We start from the raw sequence: 19,580 nt of genomic DNA, 5'->3' as shown, positions 1-19,580 counted from the left end.
GGTGGCCCTCCTGGGCGTGGCGGGGCTCGTCGTTGCCGCTTTCCTGCTGTCGCCTTGGCCAAGCATCCTGATCATCCGCGCCGTGTTCGACCGGGGTGCGGCGAGCGCGTCGCAAAAGCTTGAAAAGCATGTTCCGCAAGACGTCACCGTGCGCACGTTTCGCTATGCGCCCAACTACAAGCATGCGCTGCTCGATATCTATCGGTCGGCGAACACCCCGCAGGGTTCTCCGCTGATCGTGTGGGTGCATGGCGGGGGGTTCGTGTCGGGCGCGCGGGGCAATGTCGCCAATTACGCCAAGGTTCTGGCCGGGCGCGGGTTCACGGTCGCGAATGTCGATTACACGATCGCGCCGGACGCGATCTATCCGACACCGATTCGGCAAGTCAGCAAGGCGCTGGCCTTTCTCCAGGCCAACCAGGCGCGGCTCGGCATCGACGCCCGCCGCATCGTGCTTGCTGGCGACAGCGCAGGCGCGCAGATCGCGGCCCAGACGGCGGCGATAACGGTCGATCCCGCCTATGCCAGCCGGGTCGGTGTCCGTGGTGAAGTTTTTCCGGCGGCGATCGCCGGCGTCCTGTTGTATTGCGGGGTGTACGATGTGACCGAACTCGGCGGCGGCGGGGTGCTGGGCTGGTTCGTCGGCTCGACCACCTGGGCCTATAGCGGCAAGCGCAACTGGCGCGATGCCAAGGGCTTCGACACCATTTCGGTCGTCGGGAACGTCACCGGCGCCTTTCCGCCCGCTTTCATCAGTGCTGGAAACGCCGATCCGCTAGGCCCGCAATCCGTGGCCCTGGCCAAGGCTTTGAAAGCCAGAACGGGCAAGGTGGAAACGCTGTTCTTCCCGCCCGACTATGCGCCGCCGCTGGGGCACGAATATCAATTCGATCTCGACATCCCGGCGGGCCGCCTGGCGCTGGAGCGATCGGTGGGTTGGCTGAAAGCGCTGCCGGCCCGGCCCTAGAACGGTACGTCGTCGTCGAGGTCGTTGCTGAACGTCGCCGGCTGCGGCCGCGATTGCTGGCGCGATCCGCCGCCATATTCGTCGTCGCCGCCGCCGTAGTCGCTGCGGCCACCGCCGCCACCGCCGCCGCCGCCACCTGCGGCGTCGAGCAGAACCAGTTCGCCGCGGAAGCGCTGCAGGACGATTTCGGTGGTGTAGCGGTCGTTACCGTCCTGGCCCTGCCACTTGCGGGTCTGGATCTGCCCTTCGAGATAGACCTTCGATCCCTTGCGCAGATAGTTCTTCGCCACGCGGCCGAGGTTTTCGTTGAAGATGACGACGTTGTGCCATTCGGTGCGTTCCTGCCGGTTGCCGTCGCGGTCCTTCCAGCTTTCCGACGTGGCGACGCGCATGTTGACCACTTCGCCACCGTTGTTGAGCGAGCGCGATTCCGGATCAGCCCCCAGATTGCCGACCAGGATTACCTTGTTCACGCCCGCCATATCATTCTCCCGTTCAGCCGAGGCCGGCAGCGATCGCCAGCCAGTAAGTGAGTCCCGCAGCGAGATAGGCGAGCGCGAATAGATAGCCAACCATGAAGGCCGGCCATTTCCAGCCATTGGTCTCGCGCCGGGTGACGGCGATGGTTGAAATGCATTGCGGTGCGAATACGAACCAGGCGAGGAAGGCCAGCGCCGTGGCCAGCGACCAGCGGCTTTGCAGTTTTTCCGCCAGCGTCGCGCTGGCCGCTTCCTCGTCGGTCGCGTCGATCGCATAGACGGTGGCGATCGCGCTGACCGCCACTTCGCGCGCGGCCATAGCGGGCAACAAGGCGAGCGAGATGTCGCGGTTGAAGCCGATCGGCTTGACCGCTTCGTGGATCACGCCGCCGATCTTGCCGGCGATCGACGCTTCGACCTGGCTTTCGCCGGGTTCGGCGCGCGGGAAGCTGGCAAGCGCCCACAGCACGACGGTGGTGACGAGGATGATGGTGCCCGCGCGCTTGAGGAAGATGAGCGCACGCTGCCACAGGCCGATGAGCACGTCGCGCAATACCGGCCACTGATATTTGGGCAATTCCATCATGAACCCGCCGACGCCGCCGCGGATGATCGTCCGGCGGATGGCAAGCGAGGCCAGCAAGGCGCCGAGGATGCCGGCGAGGTACAGGCCGAACATCACCAGCCCCTGCAGGCCGACGCCGTAGCCCACGTCGCGGTTGGGAATGAAGGCGGCGATGATCAGCGTGTAGACCGGCAGGCGCGCCGAGCAGGTCATCAGCGGCGCGACGAGGATGGTCGCGAGCCGTTCCTTGTCGTCGTCGATGGTGCGCGTCGCCATGATCCCCGGCACCGCGCAGGCGAAGCTGGACAGCAGGGGAATGAAGGCGCGTCCCGACAGGCCGACCCCGCTCATCAGCCGGTCCATCAGGAACGCCGCGCGGACCATGTAGCCGCTGGCTTCGAGGAGCAGGATGAAGAGGAACAGGATGAGGATCTGCGGCAGGAAGACGACCACCGCGCCAACGCCGCTGATGACGCCGTCGACGATCAGCGAGCGGAGGACGCCGTCCGGCAACAGGGTGCCCGCGGCGGACGCAAGACCCGCGACCCCGGCCTCGATCCACGACACCGGCAGCTCGCTCCACGCGAAGACGGCCTGGAACATGACGAACAGGATGGCGGCAAGGATGAGCGGCCCGGCCAGCGGGTGAAGCAGCACGGCGTCGAGCCGGTGGGTCCAGCGGCGCACCGGGCTTTCGCTGACCACGGCGGCGGTGGCGATGTCGCGGGCGCGGCGTTGCAGCAGGACGAGGTCGCTGGGCGCGTCGACCCGCGCCGGGCAGCGCGGCGCGCTGAGCATCCCTTCGAGCGCCGAGTGCAGGCCGTCGATGCCGCGGCGGCGGACGGCGACGGTTTCGACGACCGGTACGCCCAATTCCTTTTCGAGCGCGCGCGAGTCCAGTTCGAGACCGTCGCGGCTGGCCAGATCGACCATGTTGAGCGCGACCACGGTCGGCAGGCCGAGTTCGATCAGTTGCAACGCGAAGCGCAGATGATTGTCGAGGTTGGAGGCGTCGACGACGATCAGCAGCGCGTCGGGCAGGCGTTCGCCGGCTTGCTTGCCGAGCAGCACGTCGCGAGTCACCGCTTCGTCGAGGCTGGCGGGTTCGAGGCTGTAGGCGCCGGGCAGGTCGACCAGTTCCACCGGGCGGCCGTCGGGCAGCATGGCGCGGCCCGAATGGCGCTCCACCGTCACGCCGGGATAATTACCGACTTTTTGGCGGGCGCCGGTCAGCGCGTTGAACAGAGCGCTTTTGCCGGCATTGGGGCTGCCGGCGACTGCAACCAGCGGGAGTGCGGTCATCCGGTTAAGCTAGGCGGCGGCCGGGAGAACTCGCACCGCGCGCGCCTGGTTGCGGCGGATGGCGACCGTCATCCGGCCGACGCGGAAGGCCAGCGGATCGCGGCCGAACGGGCCGCGATGCAAGGCTTCGACCGGCACGCCTTCGTCGAACCCGAAGTGGCGCAGCCGCGACGCCGAGGCGCCTTCGAGCGAAGCCCAGTCGATCGAGGCGATCATCGCCCGCGTGCCGACCTTGAGCTGGTCGAGGCTGAGCGACTCGGGTTTGAATGGCGCGTTCATGTTGCGAGTGATTATCATTAACGTTCGCAGATTGGAATAGGCCGCGCAGGGGGCCTATTTCGGCGGGTAGCGAAGCCGGCCGAGAAAGCGGCTGACGCTGAAATGTTCGCGCCCGCGCCACTGCGCCTTCCATTTTTCGAACTGCATGACGTTGTCGATGCGCCGGTCGAGGAAGGCGCCGGTGTCGGCCCAGCCCTCGCTATCGTCGTCCAGCCATGCCAGCAGGGTCGAGGCGTAGACCGCGCCGAGGGTCAGCCGCTTGGTATAATGATTGTAATCGGTCGCGGTATCGCCCGCGAGCCGCCACATCAGGTCGGCCGAGCGCCAACCGGTGCGCAGCGCCAGCGGCGCATTCTGCGGCATGGCAAGAATTGCCAGTGCACTGCGCACCGCTTCCCGCGCCGGGCTCATGATTTCCAGCCGCGTCCAGACGAGCGCGCGTATCCGGTCGCGGATCTTCATCGCCGCCAACCGGTCCGGCGGCAGGCGCCGTTCCATTTCGCGGTCCACGGCCTGGATGTAGGCGTCGACCATGCCCGACTGGTCCTTGGGAAAGGCGAGCCGCGCCTGGTCGCGATCGATGCCGACCTGCGTTGCCGCCGAATCGACCGCGGCGCGCCGCCAGCCGTCAAACACGGCATTGTCGCCGACAGCGAGCGCCAGCGCGGCGCGAATGCGTTCGAGAGGACTTTCGTCTTCCATGCCGTCCCTCAACTGGGCCGGGCGGCGGCAGTGCGCAAGCCCCGCCCGGGCAACCGCACCAGCACCAGCGCCGCCGAGATGGCGATCATCCCGAGCCAATCGGCGAGGCTGAGCGTTTCGCCGAACACCAGCCAGCCGATCAGGGTAGCGATCGCCGGCTGGGTCAGCAGGGCGAGCCCGACCACCAGCGGCGGGAACACGCCGATCGACCAGACCAGCAGCGCCTGGCCCAGAACCTGGCTGGACAATGCAAAGACCAGCAGCGGGGTCCAGTTGGTCGGCCACAGCACCTCGCCCATCGCGAGGCTGATGACGAGCAGCATCGGGGCGGCGAAGCCGGTGGCGAGAAACAGCAACGGCAGGGCCTGAAGCCCGCCCCGGGCGCGTTCGACGAACACCAGATAGCCGCCGTAAAAGAGGCCGGCGACCAGCGCGAGCACGTCGCCGCGCAAATGTTGCGGGCTGAGTTCCAGGCTGCTGCCCATCATCAGCACCGCACCGACCAGCGCGAGTGCGAGCGCCCCTGCTTGCATCAGCGACGGCTTCCGCCCGACCAGCCACAGGCCGTAGAGCGCGAACAGGAAGCTTCCGCTGTTCCCGAACAGGGTCGCGTTGCCGAGCTTGGTAAGCAGGATGCCGGCGTTCCATGCGGCCAGGTCCACCGCGTAGAACACGGCCGCGCCAAGCACGAGCAGGGCCAGCGACCGTTTGGGGAAGAAGGCGGGCTGGCGCACGACGCGGGCGAGAAGCCACAGGAAGGGCAGCGCAATCAGCAAACGCCAGAACCCGACCGCGACCGGGCCGACATCGGCCAGCCGCACCAGCCACGGGCCGAAGGCAAGCGCAGCGTTGCCGAACAGCATGACCGGGAAAGCGAGTGGGTGCGGCCGCTGGTCTGGCATCAATCGCGCGTTAGCGATCCCTGTCCCCCGCGCAACTCGGGAACGGTGCGCGGGCTGGCCGGTTGACCGGTTTCGTCCTGCAAGGAGTGGATTATGCGTAAATCGGTTGTCGCTGGAGCCGCTGTCGGGGCCGTCGCCGCGGTCGGAGCCCTGATCTATTATCTGCAGGAAAAGGCCACGCCCGGCCCGGACTATCGCACGCTGGTCACCGACGGCGACCTGGAGATCCGGTCCTATCCGCGGATCATCGTCGCGGAAACGGTGGTGCAGGGGCCGCGCAAGGAAGCGCTGAGCCAGGGCTTCGAAATCCTCGCCAATTACATTTTCGCCAAGTCGCGCGGCGGCGAAAAGCTGCCGATGACGGTCCCGGTGCTGCAGGACAGCGGCGATCCGATGGCCAGCGACCCGCCGCTGTTCGACGACGAGATCGAAGGCGCGTGGCGGATGCGCTTCGTAATGCCGGAGGGCCGGTCGGTCGACGACCTGCCCGATCCGCCCGAGGAGGTGGAGCTGGTCGCGGTCGAGCCGCGGCGTGTCGGCGTCGCCCGCTTTTCGGGCACTGCCGACGACGACAAGCTCAACGAATGCGAAGACCGGCTGCGCGGCTGGCTGGCCCGGCGCGGCGAAGAGGTGTCGAACGAGCCCGAATATGCCTTTTACAATTCGCCGATGATCCCGCCCCCGCTGCGCCGCAACGAGGTCATCCTGCCGCTCGACTAGGCAGCGAACCTTCCGGCAAGATCGAACAGGGCGATGGCGGCGCGGGCCGCGTCTCCGCCCTTGTCGCCTTGGGCCGGGTCGGCGCGGACGATCGCTTGCTGTTCGTTCTCCACCGTGAGGATGCCGTTGCCGATGGCCAGGCCTTCCAGCGTCAGGTCCATCAAGGCCCGAGCGCTTTCCTGCGCGACGATTTCGAAATGGAAAGTCTCGCCGCGGATGACGATGCCGAGCGCGACGAACCCGGCATACTGGCCGCTTTCGTTGGCGATAGCGATCGCGCCGGGAAGTTCGAGTGCGCCGGGAACGGTGACAACCTCGTGCGTGTGACCGGCGGCGGCGATCGCAGCCTTGGCGCCGGCCAGAAGCATGTCGTTGAGGTGCGGATAATAGCGTGCCTCGGCAACCAGGAATGCAGCCATGACGTCAGTCCTGCGAAGGGGAAATGATCGGCCGTTCGGCGACGATCGCCAGGCCGTAGCCCGACAGCGCGACCGGCGAATGGCGGGTGTTGGACAGCAGGATCATGTCGTGGACGCCAAGCGCGGCAAGGATCTGTGCGCCGATGCCGTAGCCGCGAATGGCATCGCCGCCTTCGACCGGATTGCCGGCACGAGCATCGATGGAGCGCGACAGCGAGCCCGCCGCGGCGGCGTGGAGGGCGACGACTACGCCCGACCCTTCTTCCTCGATCATCGCCATTGCCGAGCGCAGCAGGCCGGACCGCTGGCCGCGTTCGCCGAGCACGTCCGCGAACAGGTCGAGGCTGTGCATGCGCACCAGCACCGGCTCGTCCGGGTTGAGCGTGCCGTGGACCAGCGCGAGCTGCTCCTCGCCGCTCGATTTGTCACGGAAGACCTGGGCTTCCCATTCGGCCCCGCTGGCCGCCCGAAACTTGGACGACGCCTTGCGTTCGACCAGATGATCTTTTTTCAGCCGGTAGGCGATAAGGTCGCGGATGGTGCCGATCTTCAGCCCGTGCGCCCGGGCAAAGTCCATCAGGTCGTCAAGCCGGGCCATCGAGCCGTCGTCGCGCATGATTTCGCAGATCACCGCGCTGGGATTGAGGCCGGCAAGCCGCGAAACGTCGGCGGCGGCCTCGGTATGGCCGGCGCGAACCAGCACGCCGCCGGGACGGGCGACAAGCGGGAAAACATGGCCGGGAGAGACGATTTCGTCCGGGCCATTGGTGGCATCGATTGCCACCGCGATGGTGCGCGCGCGGTCGGCGGCGCTGATCCCGGTGGAAATCCCCTCTTTCGCCTCGATCGAGACGGTGAAGGCGGTCTCGTTGCGGCTGCGGTTGTTGCGGCTCATCGGTTCGAGCCCGAGCGTATCCGCGCGCTCCTTGGTCAGCGCCAGGCAGATGAGGCCGCGGCCGTGCCGGGCCATGAAGTTGATCGCGTCGGGCGTCGCCATCTGTGCCGGGATGATGAGGTCGCCTTCATTCTCGCGATCGTCGTCGTCGACGAGGATGAACATCCGCCCGTTACGGGCTTCGTCGATGATCGCTTCGGCACCGACCAGCACGTCGGTGGTGCCGCGCTGAATCAGCTTTTCCAGCCGCTTGAGCGTATCGGCGGTCGGATTCCATTCGTCCGTGCCAAGCTTGCGCAGGCTGTTGGGGTGAAGGCCGGCCGCCCGTGCCAGCGCGGCGCGGCTGATTTCGCCGGTGTCGATGATCGCGTTGATGCGGTCGATGAGGGTCGTGCTCATGCGACTCGCCAATAATCACATTCGGATGTGATTGGAAGCTTGAGTTGTCGTAGCCTACTGTGCGCGGGCGGCGAGCATCCGGTCAAGATAGCGGGCAAGGACATCGAACTCCACATTGAGTTGTGATCCTGCCTTCAACGAACCGAGCGTGGCGTGGTCGGCGGTGTGGGGGATGATGTTGACGGCGAATTGCGCCGATCCCTTGTCGCCTTCGCACACAGCATTCACGGTCAGCGACACCCCGTCGAGCGTGATCGAGCCCTTGGTCGCCACCAGCGCGGCCTGATCGTCGGGGATCGATATGACGATCCGCGTCGACCCGCCTTCCGCGACAGCGTCGACGACAGTGCCAACGCAATCGACATGGCCGGTGACGAAGTGGCCGCCGAGTTCGTCGCCGACGCGCAGCGATCGTTCGAGGTTGAGCCGCGCGCCGTCCTGCCACAGGCCGGGCGCCGTTCGCGACAGCGTTTCGCCCGACACGTCGACCGCGAACCAGTCATCGCCCTTGTCGACCACGGTCAGGCAAACGCCGGAACAGCAGATAGACGCGCCAAGGTCGACGGTCGCCAGGTCAAAGCCGCAGCGGATGCGCAGGCGCAGGTCGCCGCGCCGTTCGGCGGCGATGACGGTGCCGATGTCGGTGACGATGCCGGTGAACATGGCGGCGGCTTAGGCCGAGCGCACGCGCTCGTAAACTTCCAGCCGGTCGATGCCGAGCCGCTGCTCGTCCGCCGGGCGCCAGCGGCCGTGCGCATCGGCGATGACGTCGAGCCCGACATAGCCGAACGACGACTTGCCCTCGCCGACGATGATCGGGGCGCGATAGATAAGGATACGGTCGACCAGGTCCTCGCTGAGGAAGGCGGTCGCCGTGGCCGATCCGCCTTCGACCAGCAGGTCATTGACGTCATGAAGCCGATACACATCCTGCGGATTCGCAAGGATTTCCCAGCCGTCGACCGCGTCGCCGCGAGTCAGCAGCGCACGGCGGGGCGACCGTTCCTCGAGCCCGGGCAGGCGGACGTCGAGCCGGGGTGCGTCGGCGAGGTAGGTGCCGCGGCCGACCAGGATCATGTCCGCCCGTGCCCGTTCGAGGTGCACATGGCGGCCCGCATCCTCCCCCGTGATCCATTGCGATTCGCCGGACGGCAGAGCGATCTTGCCGTCGATCGACAGCGCGAGCTTGAGCGTGATCCGCGGACGACCGAGGCGGAGCCGAGTCAGATAGCCGGACAGCGACGCGGTCGCAGCCTTGCGTCCTGTGCCGGTCGTGACCGCGATGCCGGCGGAACGCAGTCGCTCGATCCCTTTGCCGGCGGTGCGCGGATCAGGATCCTTCAGCGCGACCACCACGCGTTCCGGCCGGGCGTCCGCCAGCAGGTCGGAGCAGCGGGGCCCGCGTTCGCTGGCATGGGCGCAAGGTTCCAGCGTCACATAGACGGTCGACCCGCGCGCGGCATTGCCAGCCTCGGCCAGCGCGACCGCTTCGGCGTGCGGGCGGCCGCCGGGCGCCGTCGCGCCGCGGCCGACGATGTCGCCGGCGGGGGAGACGATGACGCAGCCGACGTTGGGGTTGGGCGCAGTGGACCCGCGGGCGGCCTCGCCCAGCGCGACCGCCGCGGCCAATCGCTTGCCGTCCTTATTCAATCCCGAGCGAGTTCTGCAGTTGCTGGAACTCGGCGCGCTTCTTGGCCTGATATTCGCGCTTGATCTCCTGGTCCTTCTTCTGGTCGGCGATGATCTCCGCATCGGTGCGGTCGGCGCGCCAGTTTTCGGCGTAGATGATCTGCGCCGGCGGGGCCGTGTTGATCTGCGAATCGACCATGAAGAGGATGACGAGGATGATCGTCGCGAGCAGCGCCAGGGCAGCGCCGATGACCTGTTCGCGGCTGCGCTGCCGCATGAAGGCAGCAAGGTCGGCGAAGGCGGCGCGCGGTCCGACGGGACGGGGAAACCAGCTCATGCGTGGCAAGATAAGCGCTGCGGCCCGCCGCCGCCAGTGTCAGTCGAGCTCGAAGCGCAAGGTGATCACCGTCGAACTGGCCACGGGCTTCCCGTTCTCGGTCGCTGGCCGGTAGCGCCAATTGGCGATGATGTGCCGCCGCGCGGCGACAAGGAACACCGGGTCGTTGGCGCCGACGCCGTCCACGGCGGTGACTCGCCCTTGGGCGTCGATCGACAGGCGCAGCCGCAGCGCCGCTTCCTCCTCGCTGCTGATCTTCTGCGCCGGATAGGGCGGCCGGACGCGCGATTCGGGTGTGGCGAAGCGCGGCCCGACGCGCACCGGGTCGGCAGGCAGTCCGGGCGTAACGCTGTTGCCGGAGCCGATGGACGCGCCGGGATCGATCGGGGGCAGCGGAGTCGGATCGAGCGAGGGAGGATTGAGCGGCGGCGTCGGGACGACCGGATCGACCGGCCGGACGGTTTCTTTGGCCGGCGTTGCGGACTTCGGCCTTTCCGGCGGAGGATTTTCGGGCGGCACCGGGTCTTCGGGCACGAGGGTCACGGTGGTGGCTGTCGGGGCCCAGGGCACGGGCATATCCATCCTGGCGCTGATCACCGCGGCGAGCAAAGCGGCATGGGCACCGACGATGATGACGAGGGCACGCGGGTGGCGCGCCCGGTCGGCGAAGGCAGGAACGGGAGCATAGACACTCATCGCACGACTCCTCCAATGTACGTGCAATGTTACAACATATCGTATGCTTGGCAAGTGGTGTCGGCCAGACATTGTCGGCTAGCGTTTGGCGGCGGCTTCCAGACGGCGAACGACCGCGTCCTTCCCGATCCGTTCGAGCAGACCGGCCATTTCCGGACCGCTGTCGCGCCCGGTGATCGCCAGGCGCAGCGGGTGGAACAGCGCGCGGCCCTTGGCCCCGGTGGCCGATTTCACCGCGTCCGTCAGCGCTTTCCAAGGCGCTTCCGACCAGTCGATCGTCGTCGCGGCGGCGGCGGCCTCTCGCACCAAAGCGCGTTCTTCGTGATTGAGGTCGGGCGCGTCGATCGCCCCGTGCAGGACCGGCATCCAGCCGGCAAAGTCCGCCACCCGCGTTAGGTTCGGCCGTATCGCCAGCCAGTCGGCTTCGCTCGCCTCCGCCGGCAACTGCTCGCGAACCGCAGCGAAGGGAAGGTCATGCACAAGCTTGGCGTTGACCAGTTCGACATCGTGGGAATCGAAGTGCGCGGGTGCGCGGCCGAAATGGGCGAAGTCGAAATCGCGGGCCAGCGCATCGAGCGTGGCGATCGGTTCGACCGGCTGCGAGGTCCCGATGCGCGCCAGGACCGACAGCATCGCCATCGGCTCCACCCCTTCTTCGCGCAGGTGCTGCGCACCATAGGAGCCAAGGCGCTTCGACAGCTTGCCTTCCGCGGCGACCAGCAGCGCTTCGTGCGCGAAGTCCGGCGAGGTCGCGCCCAGCGCGTCGAACATCTGGATCTGCCCCGCGCTGTTCGACACGTGATCCTCGCCGCGCACGACATGCGTAATGCCAAGGTCGATGTCGTCGATGACGCTGGGCAGCAGGTACAACCAGCTGCCGTCGGCCCGGCGGATGACCGGGTCGCTAAGCAGTTTCGGGTCGAACTTCTGCGGGCCGCGGATCAGGTCGGTCCATTCGATCGGCGCGCCATGGTCGAGCTTGAACCGCCAGTGCGCCGGGCGGTCGTCCGGTACGGGCGCATCATCGGGCTTGCGCTCGTAAACCGGCGGCAGGCCGCGGCCGAGCAGCACCTTGCGGCGGAGCTCCAGCTCTTCCGGCGTTTCGTAGCAGGCGTAGACCCGGCCGGCCGCCTTCAGCCGATCGAACTCCCGCTCGTAAATGGCGAAGCGGTCCGACTGCCGAACCACGGTGTCGGGGGCCAGCCCCAGCCAGTCGAGATCGTCGCGGATCGCGGCATCGAATTCGACGGTCGACCGCTCGCGGTCGGTGTCGTCGATGCGCAGCAGGAAACGCCCGCCATGCTTTTTGGCGAAAAGGAAGTTGTGAAGCGCCGTGCGGATGTTGCCGACGTGAAGCCGGCCGGTAGGCGATGGTGCAAAGCGGGTGACGACGGTCATTGACGCCAGCGCCTAGCCCCGGACGCGGGCGCAGGCCAGTGCCCTGCGTGCGCCATGGCGGTGTCCGGCCGTGCATGACGCACCGACGATTACGTCGTCAGCGCCAATCCGTCAGCAATCCGCACCGGTCAACGAAGCGAGCCGAATCCGGTAGCCGCTTGTCGCCAGCCATCCCCACGGTCGCGAGCGTCTGCGCCGAACCGGCCCGTTGCTGAAACATCATCCAGCGAATGTTGTTGTCGATGATCGTGGCTGCCAGGCGCACTTGCGACCGGTCAGCGGGCGAGGGCGTGCCATCGTTGCCGTCGAGCAGGCGCAGCTTGGCCCATTGCTGCGCGGTATCGGATATGAAGGCCTGGTAGGTCTCGATCGTCCCGGCCAGGGTGGTGAAAGAGGTGCTTTTCTCCTGCGGCACCAGCCTCCTGACCTTTTGCCATTCGTCGCCGGAAAAATTGAGCCTGGAGGGTTGCGGCAGGGCCGGCCGTCCGATCTGCGCGGCGCTCATGGTCCCGGCGCCGGCCGCGGTCCGCTTGATCTCAGAGACATGCGCGCGGAGGCATGGGCCGACGCGGTCCCAGTAATTGAGATCCCGTCGAAACTCGCTGACCTGCACGGTCAGGTCGTCAAGCAACCGGCCGGCCTCCTCCCGCTCACTGCGCGCCTGCACCCAGTTGGCCAGGCCCTGGGCAACGAGGACGCCGACCACGACCACCGCGAATTCGAACAGGAACAACCGCACGGTGACCTTGCCGCGGCCGCCTTTCCACCAATGCCGGACGGCCTGGAACATCCGCTATCGCCTCTCGATCGGCGGCTCGATGCGGCCGCTCCGCCAGATGGAATCGCACGTGCGAGCGGGTGCATAGGCCGGATCCGCCGACCGCGGCTCGATGCCAAGGGTCCTGACGCGCTGGAGCACGTTATCGGCAATCAGCGTCTCGCCATGGATCGTGCCCAGGATATCGGCCCCGGCAATGCGCACCTGCACAAAATCCGAAGGTCCGATTGGGCCGTTCGCAGGGTCGAGCAAGGCGAACCGGCTCCACGCCGCGATCAGCGATGCGCCGCGCGCTTTCATGTTGCCCAAGTCGGATGCGAGCATCTTGTAGAGATCGCGTTCCTCCGCCCCGTATGTCTTGCCGATCAGGAGCAGCGAATGCTCGTCGGGCGGGGTATAGTTCAAGGTGGTGAGGCTCGGCCGCTGAAGGTCTTTGCCAGCGCGGACCTGGCCGGACATGATCGTTGCGACCCGTTCGGCCAGGCAGGGCGCTGCAGCCTTCCATGCCAGCGCGGAATATCCGAACTGCGACAGCTCCTGCCGTGCGCGCGCCCGTTCGTCACGCATATGGTCGCGGTCCGCGCGATCCTGCACCCAGTTCGCCAGCCCCTGGGCGACAAGGACACCCGCGACGACGACGACGAATTCGAACAGAAACAGGCGAGCGGTCATCTTGCCGCGGCCGCTGCCCCACCAATGCCGAACGGTCTGGAACATGCCCCCTCCAACCCGCGAATGGGCGGGAGATTAGACCTTATTTCCCGGTGTGGAAGGCGTTTGTGATCGGGTAGCGGCGGTCGCGGCCGAAATTGCGGATGCCGATTTTCACGCCGGGCGGCGACTGACGGCGTTTGTACTCGGCGCGCAGCACCATCCGTTCGATCTTCGCCACCAGCGTGGTGTCTGCGCCGGTCGCGGCAGCCGTTTCGGCGACCGACAATTCCCGCTCGACCAGGGCATCGAGGATGCGGTCGAGCACCGCATAGGGCGGCAGGCTGTCCTCATCCTTTTGGTCGGGGCGAAGCTCGGCCGACGGCGGCTTGGTGATCACCCGGTCGGGCATAACCGGACCGTCGGGACCGAGCGCGCCGGGCGGGCGGCGCCGGTTGCGCCAGCGCGACAGGGTGAAGACCGTCGTCTTGTACGCGTCCTTGAGCACCGAATAGCCGCCGGCCATGTCCCCATAAAGCGTGGCGTAGCCGACGCTCATCTCGCTCTTGTTCCCGGTGGTTAGAAGCATCTCGCCCGACGCGTTGCTGAGCGCCATCAGGGTCACCATCCGCAATCGCGACTGGATGTTCTCCGCCGCCAGCCCCTGCGGGTTGTCGAGCATCGCGTCGAACGCGTCGACGCCCGGCGCGATGGAAATGACGTCATGGCGGCAACCGAGCAATCTGGCGCAGTTTTCCGCGTCGTCCAGGCTATCCCGGCTGGTGTACTTGCTGGGCATCATCACGCAGTGGACGCGATCGGCGCCGAGCGCATCGACCGCCACCGCGGCGCTCAATGCGCTGTCGATGCCGCCCGACAGGCCCAGCAGGATGCCGGGAAAGCCGTTGGCGTCGACATAGTCCTTCAGGCCCATCATCATTGCCCGGTAGACGTCTTCCGGGAATTCCGAGACCGCGCTGATCGCGCGCGGCTCGCAGCGCCAGCCACCGGCGTCGCCGGTCCAGGTGGTAACCGCCAGCGCTTCTTCGAAATCGGGCATGTGACAGGCGAGGCTGCCGTCACCGTTGACGACGAAGCTGGCGCCTTCGAATACCAGTTCGTCCTGCCCACCGACGCGGTTGAGATAGGCGATCGGAAGCCCGGTCTCTGTCACTCGCCGCTCGACCAGCGCAAGCCGCTTTTCGTCCTTATTGAGCTCGTACGGGCTGCCGTTCGGCACCAGCAGGAATTGCGCGCCGGCCTGTTTCAGATGCGCGCAGACCGGTTCCAGCCAGATATCCTCGCAGATCGGGATGCCGAAGGTGACGCCCTTGTAGGTGACCGGTTCGGGCAAGGGTCCCTGGGCGAACACGCGCTTTTCATCGAAGGTGCCGTAATTGGGCAGCTCGCGCTTCAGTCGCCGGGCGAGCAGCTTGCCATCCTCCGCGAGCGTGTAGGCGTTGTAGGTCTTGCCTTCTTCGGCGTGGAGCGAGCCGAACAGGATCGCCGGCCCGCCGTCGGCGGTGGAGTCGATCAGCCGTTCGGACGCCTCCATCGATCGGCGCACGAATTCCGCCTTCAGCACCAGGTCTTCCGGCGGATAGCCAGTCAGCTGCAATTCCGGGAACATGACGATGTCGACGGCGCCGGCCCGGACGCGCCATTCCAGCATCCGCTCGACGTTGCCGGCGATGTCGCCGACCCTCTGGTTGACCTGCGCGAGCGCGATGCGGAGACTGGTGGCCACGGCCTGCGCTTTAGCGAACCGGCGGCGGCGGGCAACCAAGGCTTTACGCGGCGGCGCTGCGATGGCTAAGGCATCGCTTCCGCCGCTGGGGAGCGAATCCGACATGAAACTGCTTGCCGGGAACAGCAACCCGCCGCTGGCCCGATCGATCGCCGATTATCTCGAGGTGCCGCTGACCGAGGCCAGCGTGCGCCGCTTCGCCGACGAGGAAATCTTCGTCGAGATCAACGAGAACGTTCGCGGCGAGGATGTCTTCGTCCTGCAATCGACCAGCTATCCGGCCAACGACAATCTGATGGAATTGCTGATCATGATCGACGCGCTGCGGCGCGCGTCGGCCACCCGGATCACCGCCGTCATTCCCTATTTCGGCTATGCCCGGCAGGACCGCAAACCCGGGCCGCGCACCCCGATTTCGGCCAAGCTGGTCGCCAACCTGATCACCGTCGCGGGCGCCAGCCGCGTGCTGACGATGGATTTGCACGCCGGGCAGATCCAGGGATTCTTCGACATCCCGACCGACAACCTGTTTGCGTCGCCGGTCATCGCCGCCGACATCCAGGCCCGCTTCCCGACCGAAAAGCTGACCATGGTGTCGCCCGACGTCGGCGGCGTGGTCCGGGCCCGCAGCCTGGCCAAGCGGCTTAACAACGCGCCGCTGGCGATCGTCGACAAGCGTCGCGAGCGCGCCGGCGAATCGGAAGTGATGAACATCATCGGCGACGTCGAGGGGCGCACCTGCATCCTGATCGACGACATCGTCGATTCGGCGGGCACCTTGTGCAACGCCGCCGCCGCGCTGAAGCAGCAGGGCGCCACCGACGTGTTCGCTTATTGCACCCACGGCGTGCTGTCGGGCGCCGCCGCCGCGCGCGTCGGGGCGTCGGAGCTGAAGGAACTGGTCGTCACCGATTCCATCTGGGGCGGTGAAGCCGACGAGGAAGGCGGGGACGTCCGCCGTTTGACCGTCGCGCCGCTGCTCGCCGAGGCCATCCGGCGCATCGCCGATGAAGCGAGCGTGTCCAGCCTGTTCGACTAGGCCGCGCCGCCGGTGTGCAACCTGTATCGCATCGAACGGAGCCCGGACGCGATCCGGCGCCTGTTCGAGGACGTGCAGATCCCGCTCACCTTTCCTGAAGGCGCGCCCAACATCCAGCCGGTCGACGTGCGCATCACCGACCGCGCGCCGGTGGTGCGGTGGAACGCGGATCACGCCGAACTGGTCGTGCGCCGCTGGTCATGGCCCAGCAGCTACGGCTCGCCGCTGTTCAACCTGCGCTCCGACGGCCGCAATTTCCCGCGTGACCGGGCCCTGATCCCGTTCGACGGGTTCTACGAATATACGAAGCCGGCCGACCCGGGGCAGAAGACCAAGGACCGCTGGCTGTTCACGCCGGCGGAAGGACGGACCTTCGCGATCGCCGGGCTGATCAAGGACAATCCGGATGTCGGCGAGGCGTTCACGCTGTTGACCGCGCCGCCGGGCCCCGATGTCGCGCCGTTGCACGGGCGGCAGATCGTGTTGCTGCCGTCCGACGTGTGGCGGTCGTGGCTGGACGGGAGCGCGCGGTCCGCCGACCTGCTGGTGCCGACCGGGCCGGGCGAGCTGGTCGTCGCCCCGGCCTGACCTTTTTCGCTCCGCCTGCGTTGGGTGGGCATGCAGAAAGTCCTGATCACCGGCGCGAACCGCGGCCTCGGCCTTGAACTGGCGCGCCAATATGCCGCCGACGGCTGGGATGTCGTCGCCACCGTCCGCGAATCGAGCAAGGAGCTCGACGGCCTGGGCGTCCGCGTCGAGCAACTCGACATGCGTGACTTCGATGCGGTCGCGGGCTTCGGCAAGACGCTCGACGCGCTCGACCTGCTGATCGCCAACGCCGGCACCTATGGGCCGAAGTCGGTAAAAAGCGCCGATGAGGGCGACGGCTGGCTGGAAACCTTCGCGGTCAATTCAATCGCGCCGTTCCTGCTTGCCCAGTCGGTCCTGCCGCTGGTCGCCAAGGCGGGCGGCAAGCTGGTCGCGGTCAGCACGCGGATGGGCAGCATCGCCGACAACGACAGCGGCGGGTTCATCGCCTATCGCTCATCGAAATCGGCGCTCAATTCCGCGTGGCGGAGCCTGGCCATCGACAATCGCGGCAAGGTCGTCTGCGCCGTCTTCCACCCCGGCTGGGTGCAGACGCGCATGGGCGGAAGCGCCGCGCCGCTGACACCGGAGGAAAGCATCCGCGGCCTGCGGCAGGTGATCGCCGGGCTCGGCCCCGACGATAGCGGCGAATTCTTCAGTTACGACGGCTCGAGCGTCCCGTGGTGACGGCCTAGATCTTTACTTCGCCTTCTTCGCCGCCATCCCAGTAATGGATGCGCTCGGCCTTGGCGTGGATCAGGGTCAGGCCCGGCGTGTCGACGCCCTGTTCGAACCAGCGGTCCAAGCCGTCAGTCCAATGCTTTTCGAACTCGTGCTTGTCCTTGATCAGGTCAGCCTTGGCCTCGATGGCGATGAAGATCCCCGGTTTGCCGAGGATCGAGCCCTTGCCCTGATAGCTCAGGCCCACCTTCGGGTTGCTTTCGATGTCGCTGACCGTGCGGGCGTCGTCGCAGGTGAAGAAGTAGCTGTCGCCCGCATAATCGACTTCGCGATTGTTGCTCATCGGGCGGGCGGCGATGGCGCCGCCGTCGGTGCGCGTCGACAGCATGCAGAAATCGATGTCCCGCATCGCTTCACTGATATCGTCCAAGCTCTTGTCGGCCATGGGTCGGCGTCCTTCCAATGTTGTAAGTGGTCGGTCAGGACAACGCCGCGGCCGCCGGATCGCTGCAGGTTGCGCGCACGGCCTTTGGCCGGTATAGGCCCGCGCTCTTCCAGATCGCTGGAACAACAGAACGCGCCCGGCCATCAAGGGCTGCCGCGGCCGTTCATAGACGTCAGGAGACGAAAATGCCCAAGCTCAAGACGAAGAGCGGCGTCAAAAAGCGCTTCAAGCTCACCGCCACCGGCAAGGTGAAGCACGGAGTCGCCGGCAAGCGCCACCGGCTGATCAGCCACAACGCCAAGTACATCCGCCAGAACCGCGGTACCGAGATTCTCGCCGACGCCGACGTGGCGCGCGTGAAGCTCTGGGCCCCCTACGGCCTGAAGTAAGGAGCGCTAATCAATGCCACGCATCAAACGCGGCGTGACTACGCGCGCCAAGCACAAGCGGATCCTGGAACAGGCGAAGGGCTATTATGGCCGCCGCAAGAACACTATCCGCATCGCCCGCCAGGCGGTCGAAAAGGCCGGTCAGTACGCCTATCGCGACCGCAAGGTTAAGAAGCGCAGCTTCCGCGCTTTGTGGATTCAGCGCATCAACGCCGCGGTCCGCGCCGAAGGTCTGACCTACGGCCAGTTCATCCATGCTCTCAAGCTTGCGAACATCGATCTCGACCGCAAGGTCCTGGCCGACATCGCGATGCACGAGGGCGAAGCCTTCAAGGGCATCATCGCCCAGGCGAAGGACGCGATCGACAAGAAGGAAAAGGACGGCGCCAAGGAAAAGGCGACCGCCTGACCCCAAGGTCGAAGTGCAGGATATTCGAGGGCGTCGGGAGCAATCCCGGCGCCCTTTTCCGTGCGTGGCACGCCGCCGATGATTCGGCTTGAGATCAAACGCATTTAGGATAGCTTCTAGTCCGGCGCGGGTTACGGGCGTCCGTTTTGCTTGGGGGATGCATTGATGAAGCGGTTCAACGTCTTGCTGATATCGGCGATTGCTCTGGCAATTCCCGTCGCGGCCGTGTCGCAGGGGTCGAAGACCACTTCGCCCATCGAGCTTGCGCGGCAGGCGGACAAGCTGAAACCCGGCCAGTGGGTGTGGGCGCCGCAGATCGCGCCGGAAGGGCCGATGATCGTGTTCGTCGACCTGTCCCGCCAGCTGGCAACGGTGTACCGCAACGGCGTGCGGATCGGCGTATCGACCGTGTCGACGGGCAAGCCGGGCCACGAGACCCCGACCGGCGTGTTCACGATCCTGCAAAAGGACGCGAACCACCATTCGAGCAAATATAACAATGCGCCGATGCCCTATCAGGAGAGGCTGACGGTAGACGGCGTCGCGCTGCATGCAGGCGGCCTGCCGGGATATCCGGAAAGCCACGGCTGCGTGCACCTGCCCCTGGAATTCTCTCGCTTGCTGTTCGGCCAGACCCACATGGGCGGGACGGTCATCGTCGCCGGTCATGCGGGCAGCGTCCACCTCGCCAACAACGCCGGCGTGCTGGCACCCGAAGGCGACCGGGGGGTCCAGATACCCCACGTCCCGCTGGCGCCCGACGAAGGCGCGCGCTGGCAGCCGAACCTGTCGCCCAGCGGCCCCGTGACGATCATCGTGTCGCGCAGCGATCAGCGGGTGATCGTCCTGCGCAATGGCGTGGAGATCGGCCGGTCGAAGGCGGAAATCGGCGGCGACGATTTCGAGACCCACGTGCTGACCTATACCAAGGGCAAGGACGGGGCGGCGCGGTGGATGACGGTCGGCGTGCCCGGGCATCTTGGCGATGCCGGCAGCCCGCTCGACACTTCGATCCTGCAGCAGACCCGCCTGCCCGCCGCCTTCCGGACCGCGCTCAGCAACGTGATCGTGCCGGGGACGACGATCCTCGTCACCCAGGCACCGGTTCGCCAGGACAATAGCGGGAAGATGATGACGATGATGGCCAGCGCCACCAACCCGTGA

At 66.7% G+C, this 19,580-nt stretch carries 24 protein-coding genes; 8 read left to right on the top strand and 16 right to left on the bottom strand.

The genetic code is table 11. The annotated features are described in order from the left end of the window. The first annotated feature begins 1 nt into the window (after position 1). Complete coding sequence (locus H8M03_RS08940; RefSeq protein ID WP_222931868.1) at positions 2 to 967, top strand: alpha/beta hydrolase; 966 nt, start codon at positions 2 to 4, stop codon at positions 965 to 967. Here the strand turns inward: H8M03_RS08940 and ssb are convergent. From ssb to H8M03_RS08915, 5 genes are read right to left on the bottom strand one after another with little or no spacing between them, the layout of a single operon-like run. After that, positions 964 to 1,449: a single-stranded DNA-binding protein gene (gene ssb / locus H8M03_RS08935; RefSeq protein ID WP_187479104.1), complete on the bottom strand. Its 486-nt coding sequence runs from the start codon at positions 1,447 to 1,449 to the stop codon at positions 964 to 966. The genes H8M03_RS08940 and ssb overlap by 4 nt on opposite strands. A gap of 13 nt (positions 1,450 to 1,462) precedes the next feature. Continuing rightward, positions 1,463 to 3,313, bottom strand: a complete 1,851-nt coding sequence (gene feoB, locus H8M03_RS08930) for a ferrous iron transporter B (RefSeq protein ID WP_187479103.1) — start codon at positions 3,311 to 3,313, stop codon at positions 1,463 to 1,465. Positions 3,314 to 3,322: 9 nt separating this feature from the next. Then, positions 3,323 to 3,592: a FeoA family protein gene (locus tag H8M03_RS08925; protein WP_246448827.1), complete on the bottom strand. Its 270-nt coding sequence runs from the start codon at positions 3,590 to 3,592 to the stop codon at positions 3,323 to 3,325. Between the two features lie 54 nt (positions 3,593 to 3,646). Beyond that, positions 3,647 to 4,294, bottom strand: a complete 648-nt coding sequence (locus H8M03_RS08920; protein ID WP_187479101.1) for a COQ9 family protein — start codon at positions 4,292 to 4,294, stop codon at positions 3,647 to 3,649. 8 nt (positions 4,295 to 4,302) lie between these two features. Continuing rightward, entirely contained in the window at positions 4,303 to 5,196 is an 894-nt protein-coding gene (locus H8M03_RS08915; RefSeq protein ID WP_187479100.1) for a DMT family transporter, read from the bottom strand. A gap of 93 nt (positions 5,197 to 5,289) precedes the next feature. On the opposite strand from H8M03_RS08915, the gene H8M03_RS08910 reads away from it, so the two are divergent. After that, positions 5,290 to 5,916: an SOUL family heme-binding protein gene (locus H8M03_RS08910; protein WP_187479099.1), complete on the top strand. Its 627-nt coding sequence runs from the start codon at positions 5,290 to 5,292 to the stop codon at positions 5,914 to 5,916. Here the strand turns inward: H8M03_RS08910 and ribH are convergent. The 10 genes from ribH to H8M03_RS08860 all read right to left on the bottom strand — a co-directional run bounded on the left by ribH (position 5,913) and on the right by H8M03_RS08860 (position 14,865). Continuing rightward, positions 5,913 to 6,335: a 6,7-dimethyl-8-ribityllumazine synthase gene (gene ribH, locus H8M03_RS08905; protein ID WP_187479098.1), complete on the bottom strand. Its 423-nt coding sequence runs from the start codon at positions 6,333 to 6,335 to the stop codon at positions 5,913 to 5,915. The genes H8M03_RS08910 and ribH overlap by 4 nt on opposite strands. A gap of 4 nt (positions 6,336 to 6,339) precedes the next feature. After that, the gene (gene ribB, locus H8M03_RS08900; RefSeq protein ID WP_187479097.1) at positions 6,340 to 7,629 is read right to left on the bottom strand and encodes a 3,4-dihydroxy-2-butanone-4-phosphate synthase; all 1,290 of its coding nucleotides are present in this window, start codon (positions 7,627 to 7,629) and stop codon (positions 6,340 to 6,342) included. 54 nt (positions 7,630 to 7,683) lie between these two features. Continuing rightward, positions 7,684 to 8,292: a riboflavin synthase gene (locus tag H8M03_RS08895; protein ID WP_187479096.1), complete on the bottom strand. Its 609-nt coding sequence runs from the start codon at positions 8,290 to 8,292 to the stop codon at positions 7,684 to 7,686. A gap of 9 nt (positions 8,293 to 8,301) precedes the next feature. Then, positions 8,302 to 9,258: a bifunctional diaminohydroxyphosphoribosylaminopyrimidine deaminase/5-amino-6-(5-phosphoribosylamino)uracil reductase RibD gene (ribD, locus tag H8M03_RS08890; protein ID WP_187479095.1), complete on the bottom strand. Its 957-nt coding sequence runs from the start codon at positions 9,256 to 9,258 to the stop codon at positions 8,302 to 8,304. Positions 9,259 to 9,271: 13 nt separating this feature from the next. Then, positions 9,272 to 9,595, bottom strand: coding sequence for a hypothetical protein (locus H8M03_RS08885; protein ID WP_187479094.1), 324 nt, complete (start codon positions 9,593 to 9,595; stop codon positions 9,272 to 9,274). 39 nt (positions 9,596 to 9,634) lie between these two features. Next, positions 9,635 to 10,291, bottom strand: coding sequence for an energy transducer TonB (locus H8M03_RS08880; protein WP_187479093.1), 657 nt, complete (start codon positions 10,289 to 10,291; stop codon positions 9,635 to 9,637). A 78-nt stretch (positions 10,292 to 10,369) separates the two neighbouring features. Continuing rightward, on the bottom strand, positions 10,370 to 11,689 hold the full coding sequence (gene gltX, locus H8M03_RS08875; RefSeq protein WP_187479092.1) for a glutamate--tRNA ligase: 1,320 nt from the start codon (positions 11,687 to 11,689) through the stop codon (positions 10,370 to 10,372). A 97-nt stretch (positions 11,690 to 11,786) separates the two neighbouring features. Continuing rightward, positions 11,787 to 12,422 carry a hypothetical protein gene (locus H8M03_RS08870; RefSeq protein WP_187479091.1) on the bottom strand — a complete coding sequence of 212 codons (636 nt, stop codon included), beginning with the start codon at positions 12,420 to 12,422 and terminating at the stop codon, positions 11,787 to 11,789. Positions 12,423 to 12,482: 60 nt separating this feature from the next. Continuing rightward, positions 12,483 to 13,184, bottom strand: a complete 702-nt coding sequence (locus H8M03_RS08865) for a hypothetical protein (RefSeq protein ID WP_187479090.1) — start codon at positions 13,182 to 13,184, stop codon at positions 12,483 to 12,485. Between the two features lie 37 nt (positions 13,185 to 13,221). Next, complete coding sequence (locus H8M03_RS08860) at positions 13,222 to 14,865, bottom strand: NAD+ synthase (RefSeq protein ID WP_187479089.1); 1,644 nt, start codon at positions 14,863 to 14,865, stop codon at positions 13,222 to 13,224. Positions 14,866 to 14,968: 103 nt separating this feature from the next. Between H8M03_RS08860 and H8M03_RS08855 the strand changes: the two genes are divergently transcribed. Genes H8M03_RS08855 through H8M03_RS08845 form a run of 3 tightly spaced genes read left to right on the top strand, consistent with a single transcriptional unit; the run spans position 14,969 to position 17,179 of the window. Next, positions 14,969 to 15,904 carry a ribose-phosphate pyrophosphokinase gene (locus tag H8M03_RS08855; protein WP_187481018.1) on the top strand — a complete coding sequence of 312 codons (936 nt, stop codon included), beginning with the start codon at positions 14,969 to 14,971 and terminating at the stop codon, positions 15,902 to 15,904. Positions 15,905 to 15,916: 12 nt separating this feature from the next. Continuing rightward, the gene (locus tag H8M03_RS08850; RefSeq protein ID WP_187479088.1) at positions 15,917 to 16,492 is read left to right on the top strand and encodes an SOS response-associated peptidase; all 576 of its coding nucleotides are present in this window, start codon (positions 15,917 to 15,919) and stop codon (positions 16,490 to 16,492) included. Positions 16,493 to 16,522: 30 nt separating this feature from the next. Next, on the top strand, positions 16,523 to 17,179 hold the full coding sequence (locus tag H8M03_RS08845) for an SDR family oxidoreductase (RefSeq protein ID WP_187479087.1): 657 nt from the start codon (positions 16,523 to 16,525) through the stop codon (positions 17,177 to 17,179). A 4-nt stretch (positions 17,180 to 17,183) separates the two neighbouring features. Here H8M03_RS08845 and H8M03_RS08840 read toward each other — a convergent pair whose 3' ends face one another. Further along, complete coding sequence (locus tag H8M03_RS08840; RefSeq protein ID WP_187479086.1) at positions 17,184 to 17,618, bottom strand: pyridoxamine 5'-phosphate oxidase family protein; 435 nt, start codon at positions 17,616 to 17,618, stop codon at positions 17,184 to 17,186. A gap of 185 nt (positions 17,619 to 17,803) precedes the next feature. On the opposite strand from H8M03_RS08840, the gene rpmI reads away from it, so the two are divergent. The 3 genes from rpmI to H8M03_RS08825 all read left to right on the top strand — a co-directional run bounded on the left by rpmI (position 17,804) and on the right by H8M03_RS08825 (position 19,580). After that, entirely contained in the window at positions 17,804 to 18,007 is a 204-nt protein-coding gene (rpmI, locus tag H8M03_RS08835; RefSeq protein WP_187479085.1) for a 50S ribosomal protein L35, read from the top strand. A gap of 13 nt (positions 18,008 to 18,020) precedes the next feature. After that, a complete protein-coding gene (rplT, locus tag H8M03_RS08830; protein WP_187479084.1) occupies positions 18,021 to 18,416 on the top strand; it encodes a 50S ribosomal protein L20 in 396 nt (131 codons plus the stop codon). 165 nt (positions 18,417 to 18,581) lie between these two features. Beyond that, positions 18,582 to 19,580, top strand: a complete 999-nt coding sequence (locus H8M03_RS08825) for a L,D-transpeptidase (protein WP_187479083.1) — start codon at positions 18,582 to 18,584, stop codon at positions 19,578 to 19,580.

It is taken from the genome of Sphingomonas sabuli, assembly GCF_014352855.1.
GTDB classification, from domain to species: domain Bacteria; phylum Pseudomonadota; class Alphaproteobacteria; order Sphingomonadales; family Sphingomonadaceae; genus Sphingomicrobium; species Sphingomicrobium sabuli.
This window is presented reverse-complemented; position numbering and strand designations above follow the sequence as displayed.